Annotated in this window: 26 protein-coding genes, 1 pseudogene and 1 riboswitch; of the genes and pseudogenes, 3 read left to right on the top strand and 24 right to left on the bottom strand. The window is 31.3% G+C overall.

All coding sequences use genetic code 11. The annotated features are described in order from the left end of the window. Window positions 1-12: 12 nt before the first annotated feature. From purH to B5E92_RS04535, 8 genes are all read right to left on the bottom strand, one after another. Complete coding sequence (gene purH / locus B5E92_RS04570; RefSeq protein ID WP_087299642.1) at window positions 13-1,536, bottom strand: bifunctional phosphoribosylaminoimidazolecarboxamide formyltransferase/IMP cyclohydrolase; 1,524 nt, start codon at window positions 1,534-1,536, stop codon at window positions 13-15. Continuing rightward, window positions 1,537-2,130 (bottom strand): phosphoribosylglycinamide formyltransferase, encoded by a 594-nt coding sequence (gene purN, locus B5E92_RS04565; RefSeq protein WP_087299640.1) that lies wholly within the window; start codon window positions 2,128-2,130, stop codon window positions 1,537-1,539. Beyond that, window positions 2,124-3,149 carry a phosphoribosylformylglycinamidine cyclo-ligase gene (gene purM, locus B5E92_RS04560; RefSeq protein WP_087299638.1) on the bottom strand — a complete coding sequence of 342 codons (1,026 nt, stop codon included), beginning with the start codon at window positions 3,147-3,149 and terminating at the stop codon, window positions 2,124-2,126. The genes purN and purM overlap by 7 nt, the downstream gene beginning before the upstream one ends. A 14-nt stretch (window positions 3,150-3,163) precedes the next feature. Beyond that, window positions 3,164-3,865 carry a phosphoribosylaminoimidazolesuccinocarboxamide synthase gene (gene purC, locus B5E92_RS04555; RefSeq protein WP_087299636.1) on the bottom strand — a complete coding sequence of 234 codons (702 nt, stop codon included), beginning with the start codon at window positions 3,863-3,865 and terminating at the stop codon, window positions 3,164-3,166. 13 nt (window positions 3,866-3,878) lie between these two features. Continuing rightward, complete coding sequence (gene purE / locus B5E92_RS04550) at window positions 3,879-4,367, bottom strand: 5-(carboxyamino)imidazole ribonucleotide mutase (protein WP_087299634.1); 489 nt, start codon at window positions 4,365-4,367, stop codon at window positions 3,879-3,881. A gap of 47 nt (window positions 4,368-4,414) precedes the next feature. After that, window positions 4,415-6,085, bottom strand: coding sequence for a formate--tetrahydrofolate ligase (locus B5E92_RS04545; protein ID WP_087299632.1), 1,671 nt, complete (start codon window positions 6,083-6,085; stop codon window positions 4,415-4,417). Window positions 6,086-6,235: 150 nt separating this feature from the next. Beyond that, window positions 6,236-6,315: riboswitch (ZMP/ZTP riboswitch) on the bottom strand. Between the two features lie 36 nt (window positions 6,316-6,351). Then, the gene (locus B5E92_RS04540; protein WP_087299630.1) at window positions 6,352-6,618 is read right to left on the bottom strand and encodes a hypothetical protein; all 267 of its coding nucleotides are present in this window, start codon (window positions 6,616-6,618) and stop codon (window positions 6,352-6,354) included. Between the two features lie 53 nt (window positions 6,619-6,671). Beyond that, window positions 6,672-7,721, bottom strand: a complete 1,050-nt coding sequence (locus B5E92_RS04535) for a CapA family protein (RefSeq protein ID WP_087299628.1) — start codon at window positions 7,719-7,721, stop codon at window positions 6,672-6,674. Window positions 7,722-7,902: 181 nt separating this feature from the next. Here B5E92_RS04535 and B5E92_RS04530 point away from each other — a divergent pair, with 181 nt between their 5' ends. After that, on the top strand, window positions 7,903-8,352 hold the full coding sequence (locus B5E92_RS04530; RefSeq protein WP_087299626.1) for an N-acetyltransferase: 450 nt from the start codon (window positions 7,903-7,905) through the stop codon (window positions 8,350-8,352). Between the two features lie 27 nt (window positions 8,353-8,379). On the opposite strand, the gene B5E92_RS04525 is transcribed toward B5E92_RS04530, so the two are convergent. The 3 genes from B5E92_RS04525 to eno all read right to left on the bottom strand — a co-directional run bounded on the left by B5E92_RS04525 (window position 8,380) and on the right by eno (window position 10,993). Continuing rightward, window positions 8,380-8,751 (bottom strand): metal-dependent transcriptional regulator, encoded by a 372-nt coding sequence (locus B5E92_RS04525; RefSeq protein ID WP_087299624.1) that lies wholly within the window; start codon window positions 8,749-8,751, stop codon window positions 8,380-8,382. Between the two features lie 502 nt (window positions 8,752-9,253). Beyond that, window positions 9,254-9,607 carry a class Ib ribonucleoside-diphosphate reductase assembly flavoprotein NrdI gene (gene nrdI, locus B5E92_RS04520; protein WP_087299622.1) on the bottom strand — a complete coding sequence of 118 codons (354 nt, stop codon included), beginning with the start codon at window positions 9,605-9,607 and terminating at the stop codon, window positions 9,254-9,256. Between the two features lie 96 nt (window positions 9,608-9,703). Next, on the bottom strand, window positions 9,704-10,993 hold the full coding sequence (eno, locus tag B5E92_RS04515) for a phosphopyruvate hydratase (RefSeq protein WP_087299620.1): 1,290 nt from the start codon (window positions 10,991-10,993) through the stop codon (window positions 9,704-9,706). A gap of 696 nt (window positions 10,994-11,689) precedes the next feature. Between eno and B5E92_RS04510 the strand changes: the two are divergent. After that, window positions 11,690-12,573: pseudogene (locus B5E92_RS04510) on the top strand (LysR family transcriptional regulator). A gap of 2 nt (window positions 12,574-12,575) precedes the next feature. Here the strand turns inward: B5E92_RS04510 and B5E92_RS04505 are convergent. Together B5E92_RS04505 and B5E92_RS04500 are read right to left on the bottom strand one after the other, a co-directional pair. Further along, window positions 12,576-12,956, bottom strand: a complete 381-nt coding sequence (locus B5E92_RS04505) for a MerR family transcriptional regulator (protein ID WP_087299618.1) — start codon at window positions 12,954-12,956, stop codon at window positions 12,576-12,578. Between the two features lie 116 nt (window positions 12,957-13,072). Beyond that, complete coding sequence (locus B5E92_RS04500) at window positions 13,073-14,437, bottom strand: MATE family efflux transporter (RefSeq protein WP_239406398.1); 1,365 nt, start codon at window positions 14,435-14,437, stop codon at window positions 13,073-13,075. A gap of 319 nt (window positions 14,438-14,756) precedes the next feature. On the opposite strand from B5E92_RS04500, the gene B5E92_RS04495 reads away from it, so the two are divergent. Next, the gene (locus B5E92_RS04495; RefSeq protein ID WP_087299616.1) at window positions 14,757-15,773 is read left to right on the top strand and encodes a M42 family metallopeptidase; all 1,017 of its coding nucleotides are present in this window, start codon (window positions 14,757-14,759) and stop codon (window positions 15,771-15,773) included. Window positions 15,774-15,805: 32 nt separating this feature from the next. Here B5E92_RS04495 and B5E92_RS04490 read toward each other — a convergent pair whose 3' ends face one another. The 11 genes from B5E92_RS04490 to B5E92_RS04440 form a co-directional block, all read right to left on the bottom strand. Beyond that, window positions 15,806-17,200, bottom strand: coding sequence for a 6-phospho-beta-glucosidase (locus B5E92_RS04490; protein ID WP_087299614.1), 1,395 nt, complete (start codon window positions 17,198-17,200; stop codon window positions 15,806-15,808). A gap of 217 nt (window positions 17,201-17,417) precedes the next feature. Beyond that, window positions 17,418-17,579: a hypothetical protein gene (locus B5E92_RS15475; protein ID WP_158095190.1), complete on the bottom strand. Its 162-nt coding sequence runs from the start codon at window positions 17,577-17,579 to the stop codon at window positions 17,418-17,420. Then, window positions 17,569-17,808, bottom strand: coding sequence for a hypothetical protein (locus tag B5E92_RS04485; RefSeq protein ID WP_087299613.1), 240 nt, complete (start codon window positions 17,806-17,808; stop codon window positions 17,569-17,571). Before B5E92_RS04485 ends, B5E92_RS15475 begins: the two co-directional genes overlap by 11 nt. 4 nt (window positions 17,809-17,812) lie before the next feature. Continuing rightward, window positions 17,813-18,886 (bottom strand): CHAP domain-containing protein, encoded by a 1,074-nt coding sequence (locus B5E92_RS04480; RefSeq protein WP_087299612.1) that lies wholly within the window; start codon window positions 18,884-18,886, stop codon window positions 17,813-17,815. Between the two features lie 4 nt (window positions 18,887-18,890). Beyond that, on the bottom strand, window positions 18,891-19,163 hold the full coding sequence (locus tag B5E92_RS04475) for a DUF6275 family protein (protein WP_087299610.1): 273 nt from the start codon (window positions 19,161-19,163) through the stop codon (window positions 18,891-18,893). Window positions 19,164-19,180: 17 nt separating this feature from the next. Continuing rightward, entirely contained in the window at window positions 19,181-19,621 is a 441-nt protein-coding gene (locus B5E92_RS15790; RefSeq protein ID WP_239406395.1) for a hypothetical protein, read from the bottom strand. A gap of 2 nt (window positions 19,622-19,623) precedes the next feature. Beyond that, the gene (locus B5E92_RS04460; protein ID WP_087299608.1) at window positions 19,624-20,109 is read right to left on the bottom strand and encodes a phage holin family protein; all 486 of its coding nucleotides are present in this window, start codon (window positions 20,107-20,109) and stop codon (window positions 19,624-19,626) included. 10 nt (window positions 20,110-20,119) lie between these two features. Continuing rightward, window positions 20,120-20,371 carry a hypothetical protein gene (locus tag B5E92_RS04455; protein WP_087299606.1) on the bottom strand — a complete coding sequence of 84 codons (252 nt, stop codon included), beginning with the start codon at window positions 20,369-20,371 and terminating at the stop codon, window positions 20,120-20,122. A gap of 16 nt (window positions 20,372-20,387) precedes the next feature. After that, a complete protein-coding gene (locus B5E92_RS04450; protein WP_087299604.1) occupies window positions 20,388-20,789 on the bottom strand; it encodes a hypothetical protein in 402 nt (133 codons plus the stop codon). Window positions 20,790-20,813: 24 nt separating this feature from the next. Next, entirely contained in the window at window positions 20,814-21,128 is a 315-nt protein-coding gene (locus tag B5E92_RS04445) for a hypothetical protein (protein ID WP_162607508.1), read from the bottom strand. 96 nt (window positions 21,129-21,224) lie between these two features. Next, window positions 21,225-21,584: a hypothetical protein gene (locus tag B5E92_RS04440; protein ID WP_087299600.1), complete on the bottom strand. Its 360-nt coding sequence runs from the start codon at window positions 21,582-21,584 to the stop codon at window positions 21,225-21,227. Between the last annotated feature and the right edge of the window lie 64 nt (window positions 21,585-21,648).

Here is a 21,648-nt window from a genome sequence, read left to right as displayed (position 1 = left end):
TTAGCCTTTCCATTAATGTCTAAAGTGACGATATCCTGTAAATACCATTGGAATACCTTTTTCATTACAATAATCAATTGATTCTTGATCTCTAATAGAACCACCAGGTTGAACAATTGCTTTAATTCCTGCTTTATAAGCAACTTCAACACAGTCGCTAAATGGGAAGAAAGCATCACTTGCTAAAACAGCTCCATCGAAATCTTTATCAGGATTATTATGAATTGCATTTTCTAATGCCCAAACACGTGATGTTTGACCACCACCAACTGCTAATGTTACACCATTTTTAACAATACAGATTGCATTTGATTTTACGAATTTAACTACACGCATTCCAAATTCCATATCGCTGATTTGACTTTCAGTTGGTTTAGCTTCAGTAACACAGTTCATTTCTTTGATCATTTCGGTATTGATATCTTGAACAAGTACTTTTCCTTCTAAATATTTAATATCATATTTTGCTTCACGAACTTCTGGATTCTTTAATTTTAAAATACGTAAATTTTTCTTTTTCTTTAAAATTTCTAAAGCATCATCATCAAAATCTGGTGCTGCAACAATTTCTAGGAAAATTTTATGCATTTCTTCTGCTGTCTTTTTATCAATTTTATAATTAACAGCTACGATACCACCAAAAATACTTTGAGGATCAGCTTCATAAGCTTTCATATAAGAATCGTAACCATCTTTACCAATAGCTACTCCACAAGGTGTTGAGTGTTTAATTGCTGCTGTTACGATTTGATCTTTAAATTCACGAACTAAAGCAACTGCTCCATATAAATCATTAACATTATTGAATGAAATTTCTTTTCCGTGTAATTGTTCATAATCTAATAGACTATGTTGAACAAATGGATCAACATATGCATTAGCACGTTGTTGTGAATTTTCACCATAACGTAAATGTTCAGTTTTCTTTAAACTAATATTTAATGTATCTGGGAAATCATCACCAACAACCCCAGCAAAATAGCGTGAAATCATGGCATCATAAGCACCTGTTGTTGAAAAGGCTTTGTATGCAAGATTTAATCTAAAATCAAAATCATCACTATTATTTTTAATTGCTTCTAAAACATTATTATAATCACTTGGGTCAGTAACAATTAAAACATCTTTAAAGTTTTTAGCTGCTGAACGAATCATTGATGGACCACCGATATCGATATTTTCAATCATATCTGCCATTGGTTTACCGGCTTTTAAAGCTTTTTCAAACTCATATAAATTAACACAAACTAAATCAATTGGCGTAATTCCCATCTCTTTAACTGTTTCAACATGTTCTTTAACATCTCTTCTAAATAACAAACCACCATGTACTTTTGGATGTAAAGTCTTTACACGACCATCTAAAATTTCTGGAAATCCTGTTACATCATCAATAGCAATACATGGAACATTGGCTTCTTGTAATTTAGCCATAGTTCCCCCAGTTGAAACAATTTCAAATCCTAATTCAACTAAGCCTTTACAAAAATCTACAATTCCATCTTTATTAGTTACACTAACTAATGCTCTTTTCACTTAAATCACCTTAGCCCTTTCATTTTCAACAACTATTTTTCCATCACAAAATAATGCTACTGCCTTTGGTAAAATACGATGTTCAATTTCTAAAACTCTTGCTTGAATATCACTAGCATTGTCTAAATCATCAATATTACAAGCTTCTTGTAAAATAATTGGTCCACCATCAACTTCATTACTTACAAAATGAACCGTTGCTCCAGTTACTTTAACTCCTCTTGCTAAAACACTTTCGTGAACATGCATTCCATAAAAACCTGGTCCACAAAATGAAGGAATTAATGAAGGATGAATATTAATGATTTTATTTGGATAAGCATCGATTAAAACATCTGTTAAAATAGCTAAATATCCAGCTAAAACTATTAAATCAACATTTCTTTCTTGTAACATCTTTACAAGCAGCTCATCATCTTTTCTAACTACTGCAGTTTCAATACCAGCTAATTCAGCTCGTTTTAGCCCATATGCATTTTTGCGATTAGAAACAACTAAAACAATTTCACCATTAATGCTGCCATTTTCAACAGCATCAATAACTGATTGCAAGTCTGTTCCGCCTCCAGAAACAAAGACTGCTATTTTTAACATAATTTAACTCCTTTAGTGCCGTTTTCAATAGTTCCAATAACATAACATTTATCACCAGCTGCTTCAATTGCTGCTGTTGCTTTAACAACATCATCTGGATCTAAAGCAATAACCATTCCAATTCCCATATTAAATGTATTGTACATTACATCTTCACTAACATTACCTTTTTTAGCAATAAGTTTAAAAATTTCAGGAACTTCGTAGCTATCTTTTTTAATAACTGCTACAGCATTATCTGGCAACATTCTAGGAATATTTTCATCAAAACCGCCACCAGTAATATGTGAGCATCCTTTGACTACTACACCAGCGTCTTTAATGTTTTTCAATGCTTTGACATAAATTCTAGTTGGGGTAATTAAAGCTTCACCTAATGTTTTACCTAATTCATCATAATAAGTATCTAAAGATTCTTTAGTCATTTCAAATACTTGACGTACTAATGAAAAACCATTACTATGCACCCCACTTGAAGCAATACCTACTAAAACATCACCTGATTTTATATTTTGACCATTGATAATATCCTTTTTATCAACAACTCCAACTGCAAAACCAGCAAGATCATAATCATCTTCAGGCATAAGACCAGGATGTTCAGCAGTTTCACCACCAACTAAGGCACAACCAGATTGTTTACAACCTTCAGCTACACCACTTACAATTGTCGCAATTTTTTCAGGATAATTTTTTCCACAAGCAATATAATCTAGGAAAAATAGTGGTTCTCCACCTGAACAAGCAATATCATTAACACACATCGCAACAGCATCGATTCCAATTGTATCATGTTTATCCATGATAAATGCTAATTTAACTTTTGTACCACAACCGTCTGTTCCTGATAATAAAACTGGTTCATCCATATTTTTAATAGCACTCAAATCAAAAGCACCAGCAAAACCACCTAAACCACCTAATACTTCAGGACGCATTGTTTCTTTAACGTGTTTTTTCATTAACTCTACTGATTTATATCCAGCTTCAATATCTACTCCAGCTTTTTTATAATCCATTTTGTGTTCCCCTTTTATTTTTGCATTCTAGCTAATACTGCTTTATAAGTTTCAATTAAATCACCAATATCTTGTCTGAAAACATCTTTATCATATTTTTGATTAGTTTCTACATCCCATAAACGACAAGAATCTGGAGAAATTTCATCTGCTAATAAGATTTCACCATCAGGTGTTTTTCCAAATTCAATTTTAAAATCAACTAATTTTAAATTTAAACTTAAGAAAAATTCTTTTAATAATTCATTGATTTTTAAAGTTTGTTCTTTAATAAAGTTGTATTCATCACGAGTACATAATTTCAAAGCAACGGCATGATCTTCATTAATAAGTGGATCACCATAATCATCATTTTTATAACTTAATTCAAAAATTGGTTCATCTAAAACAATTCCTTCTGGTGCTCCTAATCTTTTACAGAAAGATCCAGTAGTTATATTACGAATAATTACTTCTAATGGGAAAATTTCTACTTTTTTTACTAAAACATCGCGATCATTTAATTTTTTGATCATATGAGTTTTGATTCCCGCTTCTTCAAGCATATCAAAGATAATACATGAAATAGTGTTATTTAAAACCCCTTTACCTTCAAATTGATCATGTTTAACACCGTTTCCAGCTGTTGCGTCATCTTTATAATGAATTAAATATTCATCTTCTTTGTCTGTTTTATAAACTTGTTTTGCTTTTCCTTCGTATAATAATTCTGCCATTTGTAATATCTCCTTATTTGTACTTTTCAATAACTTCTTCGTTTGCTTTCATTGCTTGATTTTCCATATCTTTACGATAAGCAATTAATTTTTCTTTAATTTCATCATGTTTAATTGCCATGATTTGTAATGCTAGATAAGCTGCATTTTTACTTCCATTAATAGCAACTGTTGCTACTGGGATTCCTGAAGGCATTTGGACAATTGATAATAAAGCATCCATACCATCTAAAGTAGCTCCGCTAATTGGTACACCAATTACTGGTAATACTGTTTGTGAAGCAACAACTCCTGGTAAAGCAGCAGCCATTCCAGCAGCAGTAATGATAACTTCAGTACCATCAGTTTCAGTTTCTTTAATAAATGAACTAAGCCCTAAATGAGCTCGATGTGCTGATAAACAACGAACGTTTACTTCAACACCATAATCTTTCAAAATTGTTATTGCTGGTTCAACTTTACTTAAATCACTAGTTGACCCCATAATAATTGCGACTTTCATAATTCCTTCCTTTCTATTTAAACCACTAAAAGTGACCTGCGTCACTTTTAGAATAGTCCCACAATCTTACCATCTTTATCAATATCCATATTAACTGCAGCTGGTCGTTTTGGTAGTCCTGGCATTCTCATAATGCTTCCAGAAATAGCGATTAAAAAACCGGCTCCAGCAGCTGGAATTAGATCATTTATCTTAACTGTAAAACCACTTGGGCGACCTAATAAATTAGGCTGATCTGATAAAGAATATTGTGTTTTAGCAACACAAATAGGTAATTTATCTAATCCTTGAGCTTCATATTTTTTCATCTTTGTGATGACTTTTTTATCGAACGCCACACCATCGGCACCATAGATTTCTTTGGCGATTGTTTCAATTTTTTCTTTAATTGTTAAGTCTAAATCATAAATTGGATGATAATTTGCTTCTTTAGTTTCTAAAATCTCTAATAATTTTTCTGCTAATTCAATACCACCATCAGCACCTTTTTCCCATACTTTAGAGATTGCTACATCTACACCCATTTTATTGCATGTATCTTTTAATAATTGTAATTCAGCTTCACTATCAGTTGGGAATGCATTTATTGCAACTACTGAAGGTAAATCATATTTAGCAATATTTTCAATATGTTTTTCTAAGTTTTTAATACCAGCTGCTAAGGCTTCTAAATTTTCATTAGCTAATTCTTTTTTATCCATACCACCATGCATTTTTAAAGCTCTAACAGTAGCCACGATTACTACTGCTTGAGGATTTAAATTAGCTTGACGACATTTAATATCTAAGAATTTTTCAGCCCCTAAATCAGCTCCGAATCCAGCTTCAGTTATTGCATAATCACCTAATTTCATTGCTAATTTAGTTGCCATAACTGAATTGCAGCCATGAGCAATATTAGCAAATGGTCCACCATGAACAAAAACTGGCGTATGATCTAATGTTTGCACTAAGTTTGGTTTAATAGCATCTTTTAATAATAATGTAACCGCACCTGTTGCTTCAATATCATCAACAGTCACAGGTTCACCATCATAATTATAAGCAACTATCATTTTTCCGGCTCTTTGTTTTAAATCATCAAGACTTGTTGCTAAACATAAGATAGCCATAACTTCACTAGCAACAGAAATATCGAATCCATCTTCACGAGGCACTCCATTAACTTTTCCGCCTAATCCACAAATTGTATGTCTTAATGCTCGATCGTTTAAATCAACAACACGTTTCCATACAATATTACGAACATCAATATTTAGTGGATTACCATGATGAATTGAATTATCAAGCATTGCTGCAATTAAGTTATTAGCAGCAGTAATTGCATGAATATCACCTGTAAAATGAAGATTAATATCTTCCATTGGTACTACTTGAGCATACCCGCCACCAGCAGCTCCACCTTTGATTCCAAAACAAGGACCTAATGATGGTTCACGCATTGCTACAATTGATTTTTTTCCCATTTTATTTAAAGCCTGAGAAAGACCAATCATTGTAGTTGTTTTTCCTTCTCCTGCAGGAGTTGGATTAATTGCAGTAACTAATACTAATTTTCCATCAGGATTGTTTTCTACTCGATTAATAGTTTCTAAAGATATTTTAGCTTTGTATTTTCCATACAACTCTAAATCATCTTCGACTAATCCAATTTTGCTTGCAATTTCTTTAATTGGTTCCATTTTTGCACTTTGTGCAATTTCAACATCAGTTAACATAACGCCACCCTTTCCAGTTAAATTTTTAGAGGAATTTCACATCTTCTTTATACCATATTTTGGCTTTTTTCTCAACCGATAGCAATGTAAGCTTAGTATTTTAAAGACATACTTCCTAACAATGAAAAAAGAGCCGTGCACCATCTAGACTACTTTGGCCCAGACGGTCGGCTCTTACACGATTATACTCCCTGTGGTTAATTCCACTTCCGTCAGTCGTATAACTATTTGCATGATATCATTTATTAAAATAAGTTTCAAGTAAATTAATGATAAAAATTGTTGAATAATAACAAAACTATAATTGGAATAATAATTTGTAATATTGTTTTATTTATCGCAGTTCTATCATCAACTTTAATCTCTTGTAATTTAAGATATCCAAAATAACCAATTATCGCTAAAATAATAATTACTAAATAAATAATATTCAAAACACTTGTTGAATAGTTGCCAGAAATACGTCCACCTAATAAACCAATCAACAATACGATAAAACCACTATAAAAAAATTTTAATAATTTTTCTTTCAATTAAAACACCTCTTATCTTTTAAATAAATAGAAGCCAAAAGCTTCTATTTATTTTAATAACTATATTGTTGAATTTTATCAAGTACTCTTTGTTTTTCATCGCCTTCTAATATAGTTGGCTGGTAGTTATTACGGCTAGAACTTGTTGTAATTGAACAAGGAATAATTTCATGAGTTTCACTAGTAAATTTACCATCAGTAAAATTCATTGTAATTGAATAAATCATTGAATCAGTATCACTTGGATTTTTATTGCCACCAAAGCAGAAATTTCCTAATGAATAAACAATTTGTTTACCATTATATTCCTCAACCCCTTGAATAACATGAGGATGAGAACCAACGACTAAATCAGCTCCGCTATCAATTGAAAATTTAGCTAATTCACGTTGATCATCATTAGCTGAATAATCACGTTCAATTCCCCAGTGATAAAATACTACAACAGCATTAGCACCTTGATTATTTTTTAAATCTTCAATAGCCGCTTTAATTGTAGCACGCCCTTGTTCATTATTCATTGAAACAGACATCGAACGATAACCTAGAAAACCAATTTTGATACCATTAACTTCTTTAACACATGAAGTTTCATATCCAAAATAACCAATACCCTTTTCATCTAATATATTTTTGGTATCGCTCATTCCTTGAGCAAAATAGTCTTCAGAATGGTTATTAGCTAAAGAAACCATCTCAACACTACCACTAGTTAAGATATTAGCATATTCATATGGACCACTAAAAGCAAATTGTTTTTCAGCATGAGAAGTTGCCGTTGTTAACGGACCTTCTAAATTAACGATCGTTAAATCATCTTGTTCAAATACACTTTTTACATTTCTTAAAAAATATGTAGTATCATTTCCCTGATTAGCGTATTCTTGATTAAAGGATCCTGAATATGATTGGCCGGCATAATTTCCTAAAGTACAGTCACCAGCAAAACTCATCTTTACACTAACATTTACCGGCTCTTTTTCGACAGTTGATGTTTCATCTTTCTTTTTACTTTCTTTTTTTTCTGTAGTGTTGCCATCTCCTGATGAAGAGCAGCCAACTACCATCAACACCATTATCAAACATAACAATATCTTTTTCATTTCCTTACCTCATTTCTTTTATTAGTATAACATTCTTTGCTATAAAAAAAAATATTTCCGCTAACTATTACAATAAAATCCATTAATCTCTCTCAATAAATTTTTATTAAAAAAATTTATTGAAAAAAACAATCTTTTAATTATTTAACAGCTTTGATATAATTCTTTCTAGGAGGCTAGTATGATAAAAGAAATAGATAACAAAATGGATTATGATCAACTACTTACTGAAAGTGATCCTAACATAAATCTTGTTCGTGATTATTTAAAACACGGTACTTTATATGGCTACTTTGTTAACAATGAACCTGTTAGTTTTTTAGCTGTAGAGATCATCGATGGTAATGTTGAAATAAAAAATATTTTAACGTTACTTGAACATCGTAATCATGGTTATGCCAAAGCATTAATTAAATATGTTGAAGAAAAATACAGTTCTTATCCTTGTATTTTAATTGGAACTGCTAACTCTAGTTTAGAAAACATCACTTTCTATACTCGGCTAGGATATCGTTACTCACATCGGATTGAAAATTTCTTCATTGATTATTATCCTAAAGAAATAATCGAAAACGATATGCAAGCTACAGATTTATTGTATTTTAAAAAATGTCAAAATAGTTTTAATTAAACAAAAAATTAAGTCCTTTATCAGAACTTAATTTTTTTTATTTTCTTCAACATATTGTTTTATACCTGCAAACACTTCATCACTAATAATATGCTCAATTCTACAGGCATCTTCTTCAGCTACTTCCTTACTTACATTAGCAGTAACCATTAAAAAATCTGTTAAATAAAGGTGTTTTTCATACACTGAATTAGCTTTATTTAGCCCTAATTCTGTCAATTCAATAAAACCTTTACTATCAATTGTAATATAGCCATCATTTTTCAAAATGCCCACTCCTCTACTAACACTAGGTTTACTAAAACCTAATTCTTTAGCCACATCAATCGAGCGAACACTATTATTACGTTTTTTCAATAATAAGATTGTCTCTAAATACATTTCACCAGATTCATGCATATTATACACCTCCAATTAATACATTATAAGTATACCAACAATAACATAAAAAGAAAACCGGAAGGATAATTCCGGTTTTGAAAGTAAAACGAACTATTTTAGAATGATAATTATAATGGCTAAATTATTTATCACTTAATTAGGATGTGGATTTTTATAGCTCGATTATTGAAAATGCATACTTATGACTTGAAGGATAACTTTATCGCATTTTCAAAAAACTTTCTAAAATATTTTGAAAAATCAAAATATTACTTGAGAATGAAATCAAATATTAAAGAAATCATTATATTTAAGGAATTTGGCTATTCAAGTTAATATTATTTATTATTCGACGGGATAAAATTAGTAAGAGTACCGTATTTAATATCTTCGAGAAAAAGGTGAATAGCATAATACGGATACTCTCACTAAATGTTATACTTATAATTACTATTTCTAAATTATTAGGAAATTTTAATCGTTGTAGGTATATTAGATAAGATTATAAGTATAAAACTTATTATTGATTTTCAATTATTTTTCTAATTTCATCAATATCTTCTTCAGTTCCATCATTCTCAACTTTATAAAGACATGGTACGTTATATTGCTTAGCAATAACATCTCCAGCCTTGCAATAAGCTTCACCGTATCCTTGATCACCACTAACAATGACACCCTTTAAATGGCTATTATTACCACTTAGAAATTCTTCAACCTCGCTAGGAACATCACCATAACCATCAGTATAAGTTATCAAAAGATAATCTTCACTAATCACTTCTGTCCCAGAGCTGATTTCTAAAGCATCAACATTTAAACGATCAATAATACTTTGAACATTACCGGTTCTTGATGCATATACTATTTTCATATAACTATGCCTCCTTTTCTTAGTTAGCTTTAACTAACTATCTATATGTTAGCACAGACTAACCAAGAAAGCAACTACTTTAATAATTTTTTTTAATTATTTTTCTAATTGATAGAACCCAGTCATTCCTGAATATTTGCTTTGGCTTCCTAAACGATCTTCAATTCTGATTAATTGATTGTATTTAGCAATACGATCTGTTCTTGAAGCAGAACCAGTCTTAATTTGACCAGCATTAGTAGCTACTGCGATATCTGCAATAGTAGTATCTTCAGTTTCACCTGAACGGTGTGAAATTACTGCAGTGTAGTTAGCTTTTTGAGCCATTTCGATAGCTTCTAATGTTTCAGTTAATGTACCGATTTGATTTACTTTGATTAAGATTGAGTTAGCTACTCCACGATCAATACCTTGTTGTAAACGTTTAGTGTTAGTTACAAAGAAGTCATCTCCAACTAATTGTACTTTTCCACCTAATTTTTCAGTTAAGTAGTCCCAACCTTCCCAATCGTCTTGGTCTAAACCATCTTCGATAGAAATAATAGGATATTTTTCACATAATTCAGCATAGAAATCTACTAATTCTTTTGAAGTGAAAGATTTGTTGTTTTCACCTGGTAAAACATATTTACCATCTTGGTAGAATTCACTACTTGCAACGTCCATTGCTAATTTAACGTCTTCACCTGGTTTGTAACCAGCTTTTTCGATTGCTTCAATAATAGTTTTGATTGCATCTTCGTTTGATGCTAAGTTTGGAGCAAATCCACCTTCATCACCAACAGCAGTATTTAAACCTTTTGAATTTAATACTGATTTTAAAGCATGGAATACTTCAGCACCCATTCTGATTGCTTCTTTGAAGCTTGGTGCATTTACTGGCATAATCATAAATTCTTGGAAATCTACGTTGTTGTCAGCATGAGCTCCACCATTGATAATGTTCATCATTGGAGTAGGTAATACATAACCATTAGCTCCACCGATATAACGATATAATGGTAAACCTAAGCTTGCAGCAGCAGCTTTAGCAACAGCTAAAGAAACACCTAAGATAGCATTAGCACCTAATTTACCTTTATTTGGAGTACCATCTAATTCGATCATTTTGTAATCGATTTCTCTTTGGTTAGTTACTTCCATACCAATAACTGCTTCAGCGATAACATTGTTTACGTTATCAACAGCTTTTTGTGTTCCTTTTCCTAAGTAACGGTTTTTATCACCATCACGTAATTCAACAGCTTCATGAACACCAGTTGAAGCTCCACTAGGTACAATTGCGCTTCCAAAAGCACCGCATTCTGTAGTTACTTCTACCTCTACAGTAGGATTACCACGTGAGTCAAGTACTTCACGTGCATATACGCTTTTAATTTTACTCATTATTTCTCCTCCTCTATGATTCGCTCTAACCCGGGTGACTAAGCCAGGTTAGAAAGAACCATTTATTCACACGAAGTTAGTTTTACCTAACCATTAATAGGATACCACAAAGCCTTATATTATGCAATCTAAAAGATGATAAAAATCAAATTTTTTTTCAAAAAAATAACAGTTCATTTATAGTAAAAAAGTTAGATTTTTCTAAGTCTTTAGCCAAATCTCAACATATCGATAAAGCTTTTCATTGCCAGCTAATCATCCTTAATAAATATTAATTAAATTGAAAATTTTTAAAAGATTATCATATATGTTTCATTGACTTTAAACCGTCTTTATTTTATACTTTATTCAGGTGGTTTATTATTCACCTTAAATAGCTGACTACTATTTAAAAAATGTTAGAAAAATGATTTATTTACACGAAGCTATAAATGACTGCAATTCTCTAACCTAACTGATACTTAGCTATCTGAGAATTCTTTTTAAATGTCATGATTTATTGAAGGCTTAGCAACTATCCTTTAAAAGTATTGGCATTTAATCTTAATTATAATCACTTTTCTAGCTATTCCATCTAATGGAATATTATTAGCGATTATCGTTGCAGGTAATCCATCTTAAAAGCCATTTTATATGGCTTTTTTATTTTATTACAAGTCAGTTTATATATTATAATTGTAACATGATGTGATATTGATGGAATTTAGAGTCTTACAGTATTTTTTAGCTATCGCTAGAGAAGAAACAATTTCAAAAGCAGCTGAAAGTCTACATATAACCCAGCCACCCCTTTCAAGACAAATGAAAGGATTGGAAGAACAATTAGGTAAACAATTATTTATTCGTGGAAATCGAAAAATAAATTTAACTGAAGAAGGTATCTTACTTAGACAACGAGCTGAAGAAATAATTAGTTTAGTTGAAAAAACTGAATCAGAAATCATGCATAGTGATACAACAATAAGTGGTGATATTTATATTGGCAGTGGTGAAACAGAAGGAATGCAGATTCTAGCAAAAGTAATCGATACTTGCCACAAAGAATATCCAAAAATAAAATCTCACTTGTACAGTGGTAATTCTCAAAATGTAGTTGAAAAAATTGAAAATGGTTTAATTGATTTTGGGGTATTAATTGAACCAGCTGATATTTCTAATATGATTTTATTAAAATACCTGTAAAAGATAAATGGGGCGTATTAATGAGAAAAGATAGTCCTGTTGCATCGCTAAAAAACATTACTGCCGATACATTAAAAAAACTTCCTTTAATCTGTTCAAGTCAGGAAATAGTCAAAAATGAAATATCCGGCTGGCTAAATGATGATTATAATAAACTTAATATTGTAGCAACTTATAATTTAATCTATAACGCTTCTTTGTTAGTTGAAGAAGGAAGTGGTTATGCTTTAGGTTTAGATAAATTGATCAATACTTCAGGTAATAGCAAACTTTGCTTTATCCCACTAGAACCGAAGCTTGAAGTTGGCTTAACATTAATATGGAAAAAATATCATTTATTTTCTAAAGCGACGAGTTATTTTTTAAATCAATTACGAAAAGAAATTAATAAATCATAATATCATTTTCCAACTTTTAGATATGAATCATTTTGACTAATGTTAAAATAACAATTTTCATGTTCTAAAAAAGACAATGCTCTTTTTAGATCTTCAATTTCATTTAAAAGACTTTGACGCTGTTTTTTAATCAATTCATTGCGCTTTGATAAAGTGTTATCGCCACAAGAAAATAAATAGCAAAAATACTTGATGTCTTTTAAAGGCATTCTCATTTGCTTTAAAGTAAGTATATTTTTTAAAACACAAAGATCCCGCTCACTAAAAACGCGAATACCACTATAACGAGTTATTGGTGGCAACATTCCTAATTTTTCATAATATCTGATTGTAGAAACCGGTATATTTAACTTTTTAGCTACTTCACTAATTGAATATTGCATAATATCACCCCTATTTCACATACATTATAACTATAAAAAAATAACGATACCAATACTTTAAAAGAATGTCCATTATGCCTAATTTAAATAATAAAAAAGATGCAGTTTTCAAAAATCTACATCTTCATCATTTTTTTACTTGTAACTTTAATTAAAATAACACTTATAGTACAAACAATAAACTCTGTAACCGGGAACGTTGCCCAAACACCATTCATATTGGCAATCAAAGATAAGAAAAATGCCATTGGAATAATAATGATAAAACCACGTAACAGTGATATTACATGCGCTGGTAATGGATGCTCTATTGAAGTAAAATAAATAGACGATACAATATTAATACCAGCAAAAAGACAACCAACAAAATATATTTTCAAGCCATTTTCAGCGATATTTTGTAAAGCTATATTATTTTCACTATTGAAAATTCCAGCAATCACATCACATTTAAAAAAGATAATTAAATATATACAAATAGATATTATCACTACACTAAATATTGCATATTTAAAAATAATATGTACCTTTTTTATTTGTCCAGAACCATAGCCACTACTTAGAAGCGGTTGAATACCTTGAGATATACCTGTATAAATAGAAATAACTACTAAAGATAAATTTGCAATAACGCCATAAGCTGCCACTCCAGTATTTCCAGCTAAGTTTAAAATAATCATATTAAAGATAATCATAACTATTCCTGAAGACACCTCAGTTACTAATGATGGCAACCCACTAGAAACGATATCTAAAATATGTCTATCTACTAATTTAGTTTTAACTAATTTAAAATTATTTAATTTTTTTATAAAAAATGGTGAAAGTATCAAAATACTAATAACTGGTGCTAGTCCAGTTGCAAAAGCAGCACCAAAAATTCCCATATCCAAAGGAAACATAAAAACATAATCTAAAACTATATTAGAAAAACTACCACCTAACATTGCCATCATTGATAATTGTGGCGCGCCATCATTACGAACATAACATAATAATAAATTATTCATCATAAACATCGGTGCAAATACTAATATAACTCGTAAATAAACACTACTCATATCATAAACACTTTTAGTTGCTCCTAGTAATTTAGCTAGCGGACCAGAAAATAGGATTCCAATCAAAAAATATATTGCTGCCATTGTCACTACAAGAAAGAAAGCCTGAGTAAAAATGTTATTTGCCTTTTTAAAATTGTTTTGACTTTTAAAAATTGAATATTTAGTAGCACCACCCATACCGATCATTAATCCACTACCATTTATAAAACTATAAATTGGAATTGCAAGATTTAAAGCTGCAAGTCCATTAGCACCTAAGGCCTTAGAAACAAAAAATGTATCCGCTAAAATATAACAAGATAATCCAATCATTCCTAGCACATTTAACGAGGTATACTTGGCAAATTCTTTAAAATAATTTTGCTGTTCCATAATCATAATTTCTCCTTTACAACTAAAAAATAACATTATTAACATTAAAAAAACCTCTTATCCATTCCAACTAAGGCCTACTGGAATAGATAGAGGTAATGTCCGGCGACATGTAGTTTTATTTTACTAATTCTCTTACAATAAGTCAATATACTAAAAATACTATTTTATCAATATACTTATATCTTTTTAAATCTTACCTCATTTTTAAAATATTACTAACCATAAATATACTAATTTCCAAAAATTTAAATGCAAATATTCAGTTTATGTAATATAAAAACCCATTAACAGATTAAAAATTATTTACCTCACAAAACTATAATATATTATGTTATAATAATTGCCATTGGAGGTATTTATAATGAATGATTATATATTACATATTTTAAAAGATATTATGGCAATCGATAGTCCTTCTGGTTATACTAAAGAAGTTATTAGCTATTGTCAAAAAGAAGCTGAACAACTAGGTTTTAAAACTGCGATAACTAATAAAGGAAATCTAGAAATATTTGTTGAAGGTAATGATGACTATACAATCGGCTTTTGTGGTCACGTTGATACATTAGGTTTAATGGTTAGAAGTATTAAAGATGACGGAACACTTGCTTTTACTAATATTGGTGGTCCAATTATTCCTACTTTAGATGGTGAGTATTGTCGAATTATAACTCGTGATGGTCGTAGTTATACGGGAACTATTTTATCAAACTCTCCAGCTGTCCATGTATATAAAGACGCTCGTACTTTAGAAAGAACATGTGATACAATGCACATTCGTATTGATGAAATAGTAAAAAACAAAGCTGATGTTGAAAAGTTAGGTATTGGTAATGGTGACTTCATTGCTATCGATCCTAAAACAACAATTACTGGATCAGGTTTTATTAAATCAAGATTTTTAGACGATAAGGTTAGTGTTGCTATTTTATTTGGATTATTAAAAACTATTGCAACAGAAAATATCAAACCTCAACATAATTTACAATTAATTATCTCTACTTATGAAGAAGTTGGTCATGGTAGCAGCTATATTTCTAATCAAATAAGTGAGTTAATAGCTGTTGATATGGGATGTATTGGTTTAGATTTATCATGCAGTGAATATGATGTAAGTATCTGTGCTAAAGATGGCAGTGGTCCATATGACTATGAAATGACTACTAGATTAATTAATCTAGCAAAAGAAAATAATTTACAATATGCTGTTGATATTTATCCTTTCTATAGTAGTGATGTTTCAGCCGCATTAAGAGGTGGTCAAAATATCAAGGGTGCCCTAATCGGTCCTGGTGTTTGTGCATCACACGGTATGGAAAGAACTCATCTTCAAGGAGTCGAAAATACATTAAAATTAATTTTAGCTTATATAAAATAAGGGGGTATTTCATTTCAACCCCCTTTTCCTTTTTATAATCCTTTTTCTGTTAATTCACGAGCTACATCATCTTTTACAGTAACTCCTGCAGCTTCTAATTCAGCAATTTTGTCTGCAAATTGTGGTAAATATTTTTTATGTGCAATTAATAATTCATCTAAGACACGTTTTGCAGTTTCACCTGAAGGAATTTGTGGATTTAATATAAATGCTTGTAATGCTAATCCATAATCTCCAGTAACAGCTGCTTCTTCTACACATAATTCCATATTTTTCATACATTGTAACCATCCACGTTGTGCTGGTTCTAAAGGTCCAAAAGCAATTGGTAATGCTCCTGCTGCTCCAATATGGGCAGATACTTCTACTGCACAATCAGCTGGTAAATCTGGTACAGCACCATTATTTTTTGTAGTTACAACAATATGAGTATTTTTATTAGCATAAATTGAAGCAATCGTTTCACAAGCTGCATCACTATAATGAGCCCCACCACGTTTAGCTAATTGTTCTGGTTTAACATTTAAATCAGGATCTTTATATAATTCAAACAATTCAGCTTCTGTTTGTTTTACCTGTTGTGCTCTTGTTCCAATTGTATTATATTCTTCCAAACCATGTTTAAGCATTTCTTCTTGACGATAGTAATAACGATGATATCCACATGGAATTAAATTCATTTGTTTTAATTGTTCTTTAAAGAATGGAATATCATGAATATTAGCAGGAATTCCAGCATCTTTTCCTTCATACATTGCATCAATGATTTTTCCTGTTACATCATTACCATGAATATCAAATACACGATGCCAATGGAAATGGTTTAATCCGGCAAATTTATAGATTAATTTATCTAATGTAGTCCCAATAGTTTCTGGTTCAGCCATCATTGCTCCAACTGGAACATTACATAATCCAATTACACGATCCCATTTACCATAACGCATTACTGATTCAGTAACCATACCACTTGGATTAGTAAAGTTGATTAACCATGCATTAGGGCATAATTCTTTCATATCTTCAACAATACTTAAAATTACTGGGATTGTTCTAAATGCTTTAAAAATTCCTCCTGCTCCATTTGTTTCTTGACCTAATAAACCATAAGAAAATGGAATTCTTTCATCTTTAATTCTAGCATTTAATAAACCAACTCTAAATTGAGTTGTAACAAAATCAGCATCTTTTAAAGCTTCGCGACGATCTAAAGTTAAATGAACTTTAACATCATATGGTGATGCATCCCACATTCTTTGAGCCATTGCTCCAACGATTTCTAATTTTTCTTTACCATCTTCAATATCAACTAACCAAATTTCTTTAATTGGTAGTTCATTGTATCTTTTAATAAATCCTTCCATCAATTCTGGTGTATAACTACTTCCACCACCAATTGTAACAATTTTTACTGGTTTTTTTTCCATATACTTACTTCCTTTCGTTCTTGATGATTATATTTTAACGAATTAATTTAAATAATGAAATAGCTTTCATTGTTTTTTTAATGTCTTTCAATTTTTGAAAAAAATTTTATTCTATATTGCGGACTTTAGCCAATTTGTTACTTATTTGTTACTTATTTAGTACGTTTTATTGAGTTTTGTTAAACATTTCTAAATAAAAAATCCTAGAGCATAAGCCCTAGGATTTTTCAATATATTTATTATTAATGTAATATTGTTTGTGGTTTTTATCTTCAATAACACTAATAAACTTGCCGTCCAATATCAACCAATATTTCTGGTCTACTGATAGTTTCTTAGCATCTATTGTTTCTGCGTGTTCCTTTAATTTAATAATCATAATAGACTCCCATCTGATTCTGGAGTTCTTCGCTCAATTCATAATATTTATGATATTGGTTTCGATAAAATTCAGCATCATCTTCTAATTCTGAAATTTTATTTTGATAAGACTTATTAAGAGCCTCCTGATTATTTTTTATTTGTGCAATGTAAACAACTGATAATATATTAATTAGTAAGGATAAAGCTACAACAGAAACAATAAGCCGTTTTGCTTTTAGTGCCATGATCTTACACCTTCTTCAAATAGTCTCCGCTTACCCAACCACTTGGAATACGTGCCCAGTTACCGCTCCACTCTTTTACAGTTACACGTGTTCCTTGATTGATACATCCGTCTTTATCATAATCATGATTTTTAGCATCTGCAGTTAGTTCTGAATATGTTTTTCTTCTATAATTAGTTCCTGGACCTGTTCTTACAGATAAATCGCTAGCTGTTACTTCATAAGTGCCTAATGTTTTTGAATTAGATGTACTAGACGAAGATGAACTTGAACCAGTAGAAGCAGATGATGAACCATCTTTTACAGCATATACACTATTTCCTTTTTTAAGGCATACCCAGCCTGATGGACATTTACCCCAGATGTCATTTCCTGATACTGAAATTTGAGATACTGTAATTCTTGTACCTTTGTCTAATGCACCGTCACCGTCTTTATCGTGAGCTTTACCGTCTGTACTTAATCCTCCATGACCTACTGCAGAACCAGCCGGAGCGCTACGTACAATCAAATCACTAGCAGTGATAGTATAAGTTCCAGTAGTAAATCCGTCATTGTTATTTGATGGGACAGTTGGCTGTGATGGTGGAATTACAGTAGTCGCTTCATCATACTTAGGATGAATATATCCACGAATAGAAGCATTACCAACTGCAATAGTTCTACGGGCTACTGCGTCAGATTTATTGCCCTCAATGACTGTGATTTGATTCCCAGATACCGCTTCTACGATTCCTACATGCTCTGGCCATCCATCTTTTTTATCCCAGTCGTACATGATCAAGTCACCAACGTTAGGTGTAATATCATCATTTTCTTGCCAGATGCTCATTTCTTTTGCTTTGGTAATTGCATTACCACAACTACATTCTAGTGGACATAAAGTTGCTAACCCCGCTTTAATGAAACAAGCAGATATAAAAGTCATACACCATGAATCAGTATATTTTACTCTATAGTTTCTAGGCAAAGGTGTATATGAGTTATACACATCAATAATTTGTTTGTGACTTCCGTTACTTTCTTTACAATTGATCCAACTACGTGCTACATTTAAAATTTTATCTACATTACTCATATTTCTATACCTCCATTTTGAAATCTTTAGATTTTATACATGTATTTGACTGTTTTAAATAAATGTCTACATATAATTCATCTTTATCTCTGTTATAAGTTACTTCGGGATAGTAATGTCCTAATGCCTTAGCATATAAAGTACATTTTTTATAACCTAACTCGTGTGCAAACCATACAAAATCCAATTCTTCGATTGTAAGTTCAATATTATGCTTTTCTTTCATAACATCGATAACTGCATTTTTGGCTATTTTTTCAAATTCATATGATGTCATATTCCCCTCCTGATTTTTTATAATTCAATACCTTCAATTTCTGCACGAATTTCTAAACTTTTCAAATACTCATTCATGTAATACAATTGATCATCTAATACTGTAATTGGACAACTAGGTTCAAACCCTAATGTTCCTGCTTCATTTTTAACAAGCATATTACGCAACTTATCGTGTCTAATCTTTGCTTGGTAATACTCCGCTTTAAAACGTTCTTTGTAATCGTTACTAATCATTCCTAACGCTGTTTGTGGTAATTCGTTTGCTTCATATTCTCTATATGCTTCATCAAACACTCCTTTAGGTGACCAGCTTACATAATTATCACTGTATTTAACTAGATACCCCTCATCATTTGGATTTTCATCTTCTGGAATAGTCCATCCACGATATTTGTTATAATCACCACGAGTCATTGGCTTTGCTTCAATCAATTTAACTCCAACATACTTTTTCATATCTACTCCACCTCTTCGCTTTCTGCATCAGTATCTTTATTAATAATTTTATTTGCAACCTCTAGTCCATTGATCAACACATTAGGTACATTAAATCCGGCTTCAACAAAATTTTCTACAATACTTCTTGCTTCATTGACTAGTAGGCTCGCTAAAACGAACCATCCTAACAATGTCGTCACACCTAGATCAATTCCTAGTGTATTTCCTAATTCGATAAAGATTGCAGATAAAGCGAAAGCTACCATGATCATCAACCAGTAGCCAATTTTCTTTAGAACACCCTGCCAGCCTTTTACACTGTTTTCTTTTTTAGCAATACGAGATTTCATCCACCCAGTGATCCAGTCGATGATGTTTAGTAATAAAAATACCGCAAATAATAACCAGTGTTCGCCAAAAATAAACGTTAAAAAAGCAATTACCGCTCCGGCAATTGCATTAAAAGTATCCATATAGTTTAAATTACTCAAAACCATTTTCTTCATATTCCTCACCTTATTTATTTTTTGCTGCAATCATTTCATCCTGTTTAGCATATGCCTCATCTTCAAAAGCATCTTCCAATTGACGAACTTTTGCTCTGTTTTCTTTATAAAGCTCTTGATTATTCATCCATGCATCAATTGTAATTTGCTCAGGATTATTACTGTCAATCATTGCTCTTTGGCCTTTTACAGAAATTCCATCAACTGTGATATCGTTTTCCATCTGTAGTGTTGTACGAATGTTATTTACTATTTCTGCCATTTTTCTTTCCTCCTAATTAATTGTTATAGAAATAAGCATAATTTACACGTAAGTTATTACTTGTAGCTGAATTTAAAGTTGCGTATAAAGTTGTTCCTAACCATGTAGCGCCATTCAAATGTACTCCATTTGCATTTCCGTCACCATTAGTAAATACTACTCCTAATACATCTTGTCGAGATGGAGTAAATCCATATTCAGTGTTGAATAAATTTTGAATTTCACTCCATGTGTGAACAACAACAGAGTTCGCTCCACCCGGGTTGCAAACTTTAGATCCAGACATCATGTAAAGCTTTTGAGAATTCAAAACATCTTGTAAGCTTTCATTATTATCAGTCACTATCGAATTTGCTTTTATATAAGCCCTATCAGATTTATCTTTTATAAATTCAATAAATTTACTTGTTCTAGCCATTAACGACACTTTTAGAACAATTTTCTAATCTGTCGTTTTTGTGTACCGAACAGTTAAATATACTGTTCCTTCTTCACTGTTGTACGCACCATTACAATATCCAGCATTATTGATTACACCAAGATTTAGCAATGGATATTGATTTACACCTCCACTGAATACAACAAAACATCCTTGTGGAACCCATGCTCTATAAGAGCCTAGGTTTGATACATTTATGTTAGTATTTCCAGTATTGATATTATTTTTTGTTGTTGTAAATGTCTTTTGGTATATCTTTTTTCCATCTATCCAGTACTCACCGGTGAACTGTTCACTAGTGCTGTATTGAAAGTACACATTCTTTTTTCTTAACCTTTTATAATCATCTCTAAAATCGAAAATTTGTATTGCCACAGCTTTTAGTCTACATTGCTATCGGTGGTCTTTCGGTACTTATCCGGTGGTTTTCGTATACCACAACGTCAGTACAAAGTTATATGCGTTGTCATCAAAATTACAATGTAATCGATTATCTGGAGAAGCAAAAACTGGGGAATGTCCTGTCTGCTTATTTCCATTCGGAGAACCTAAAGTATAGAAACTTGTCATTTCTATGATCTTATCAAGTCCATCTACTGTAGTAAGATACGTTAAACCACCAGTGATAGTACCAAAATTGTAAGTTCGACAATAAATCTTCTTCCCGTCTATCCAGTACTCACCGGTAAACTGCTCATTAGTACTATATTGAAAGAACGTGTCTTTTCTTTGTAGACGATTACCTGACTTAAAGCCGAATACCTTAATAGCCATAGAACCACCGTCCAGTGCAATCTCTATTGCTAGTAGACTGCACCACCTTTCGATTTTGTTGACT

Origin of the sequence: Erysipelatoclostridium sp. An15 (assembly GCF_002160675.1) — a bacterium.
In the GTDB taxonomy this organism is placed as follows: Bacteria; Bacillota_I; Bacilli_A; order Erysipelotrichales; family Coprobacillaceae; genus Thomasclavelia; species Thomasclavelia merdavium.
Note: the sequence above shows the minus strand (reverse complement) of the source record. Positions and strands in the feature narration are given on the sequence as shown.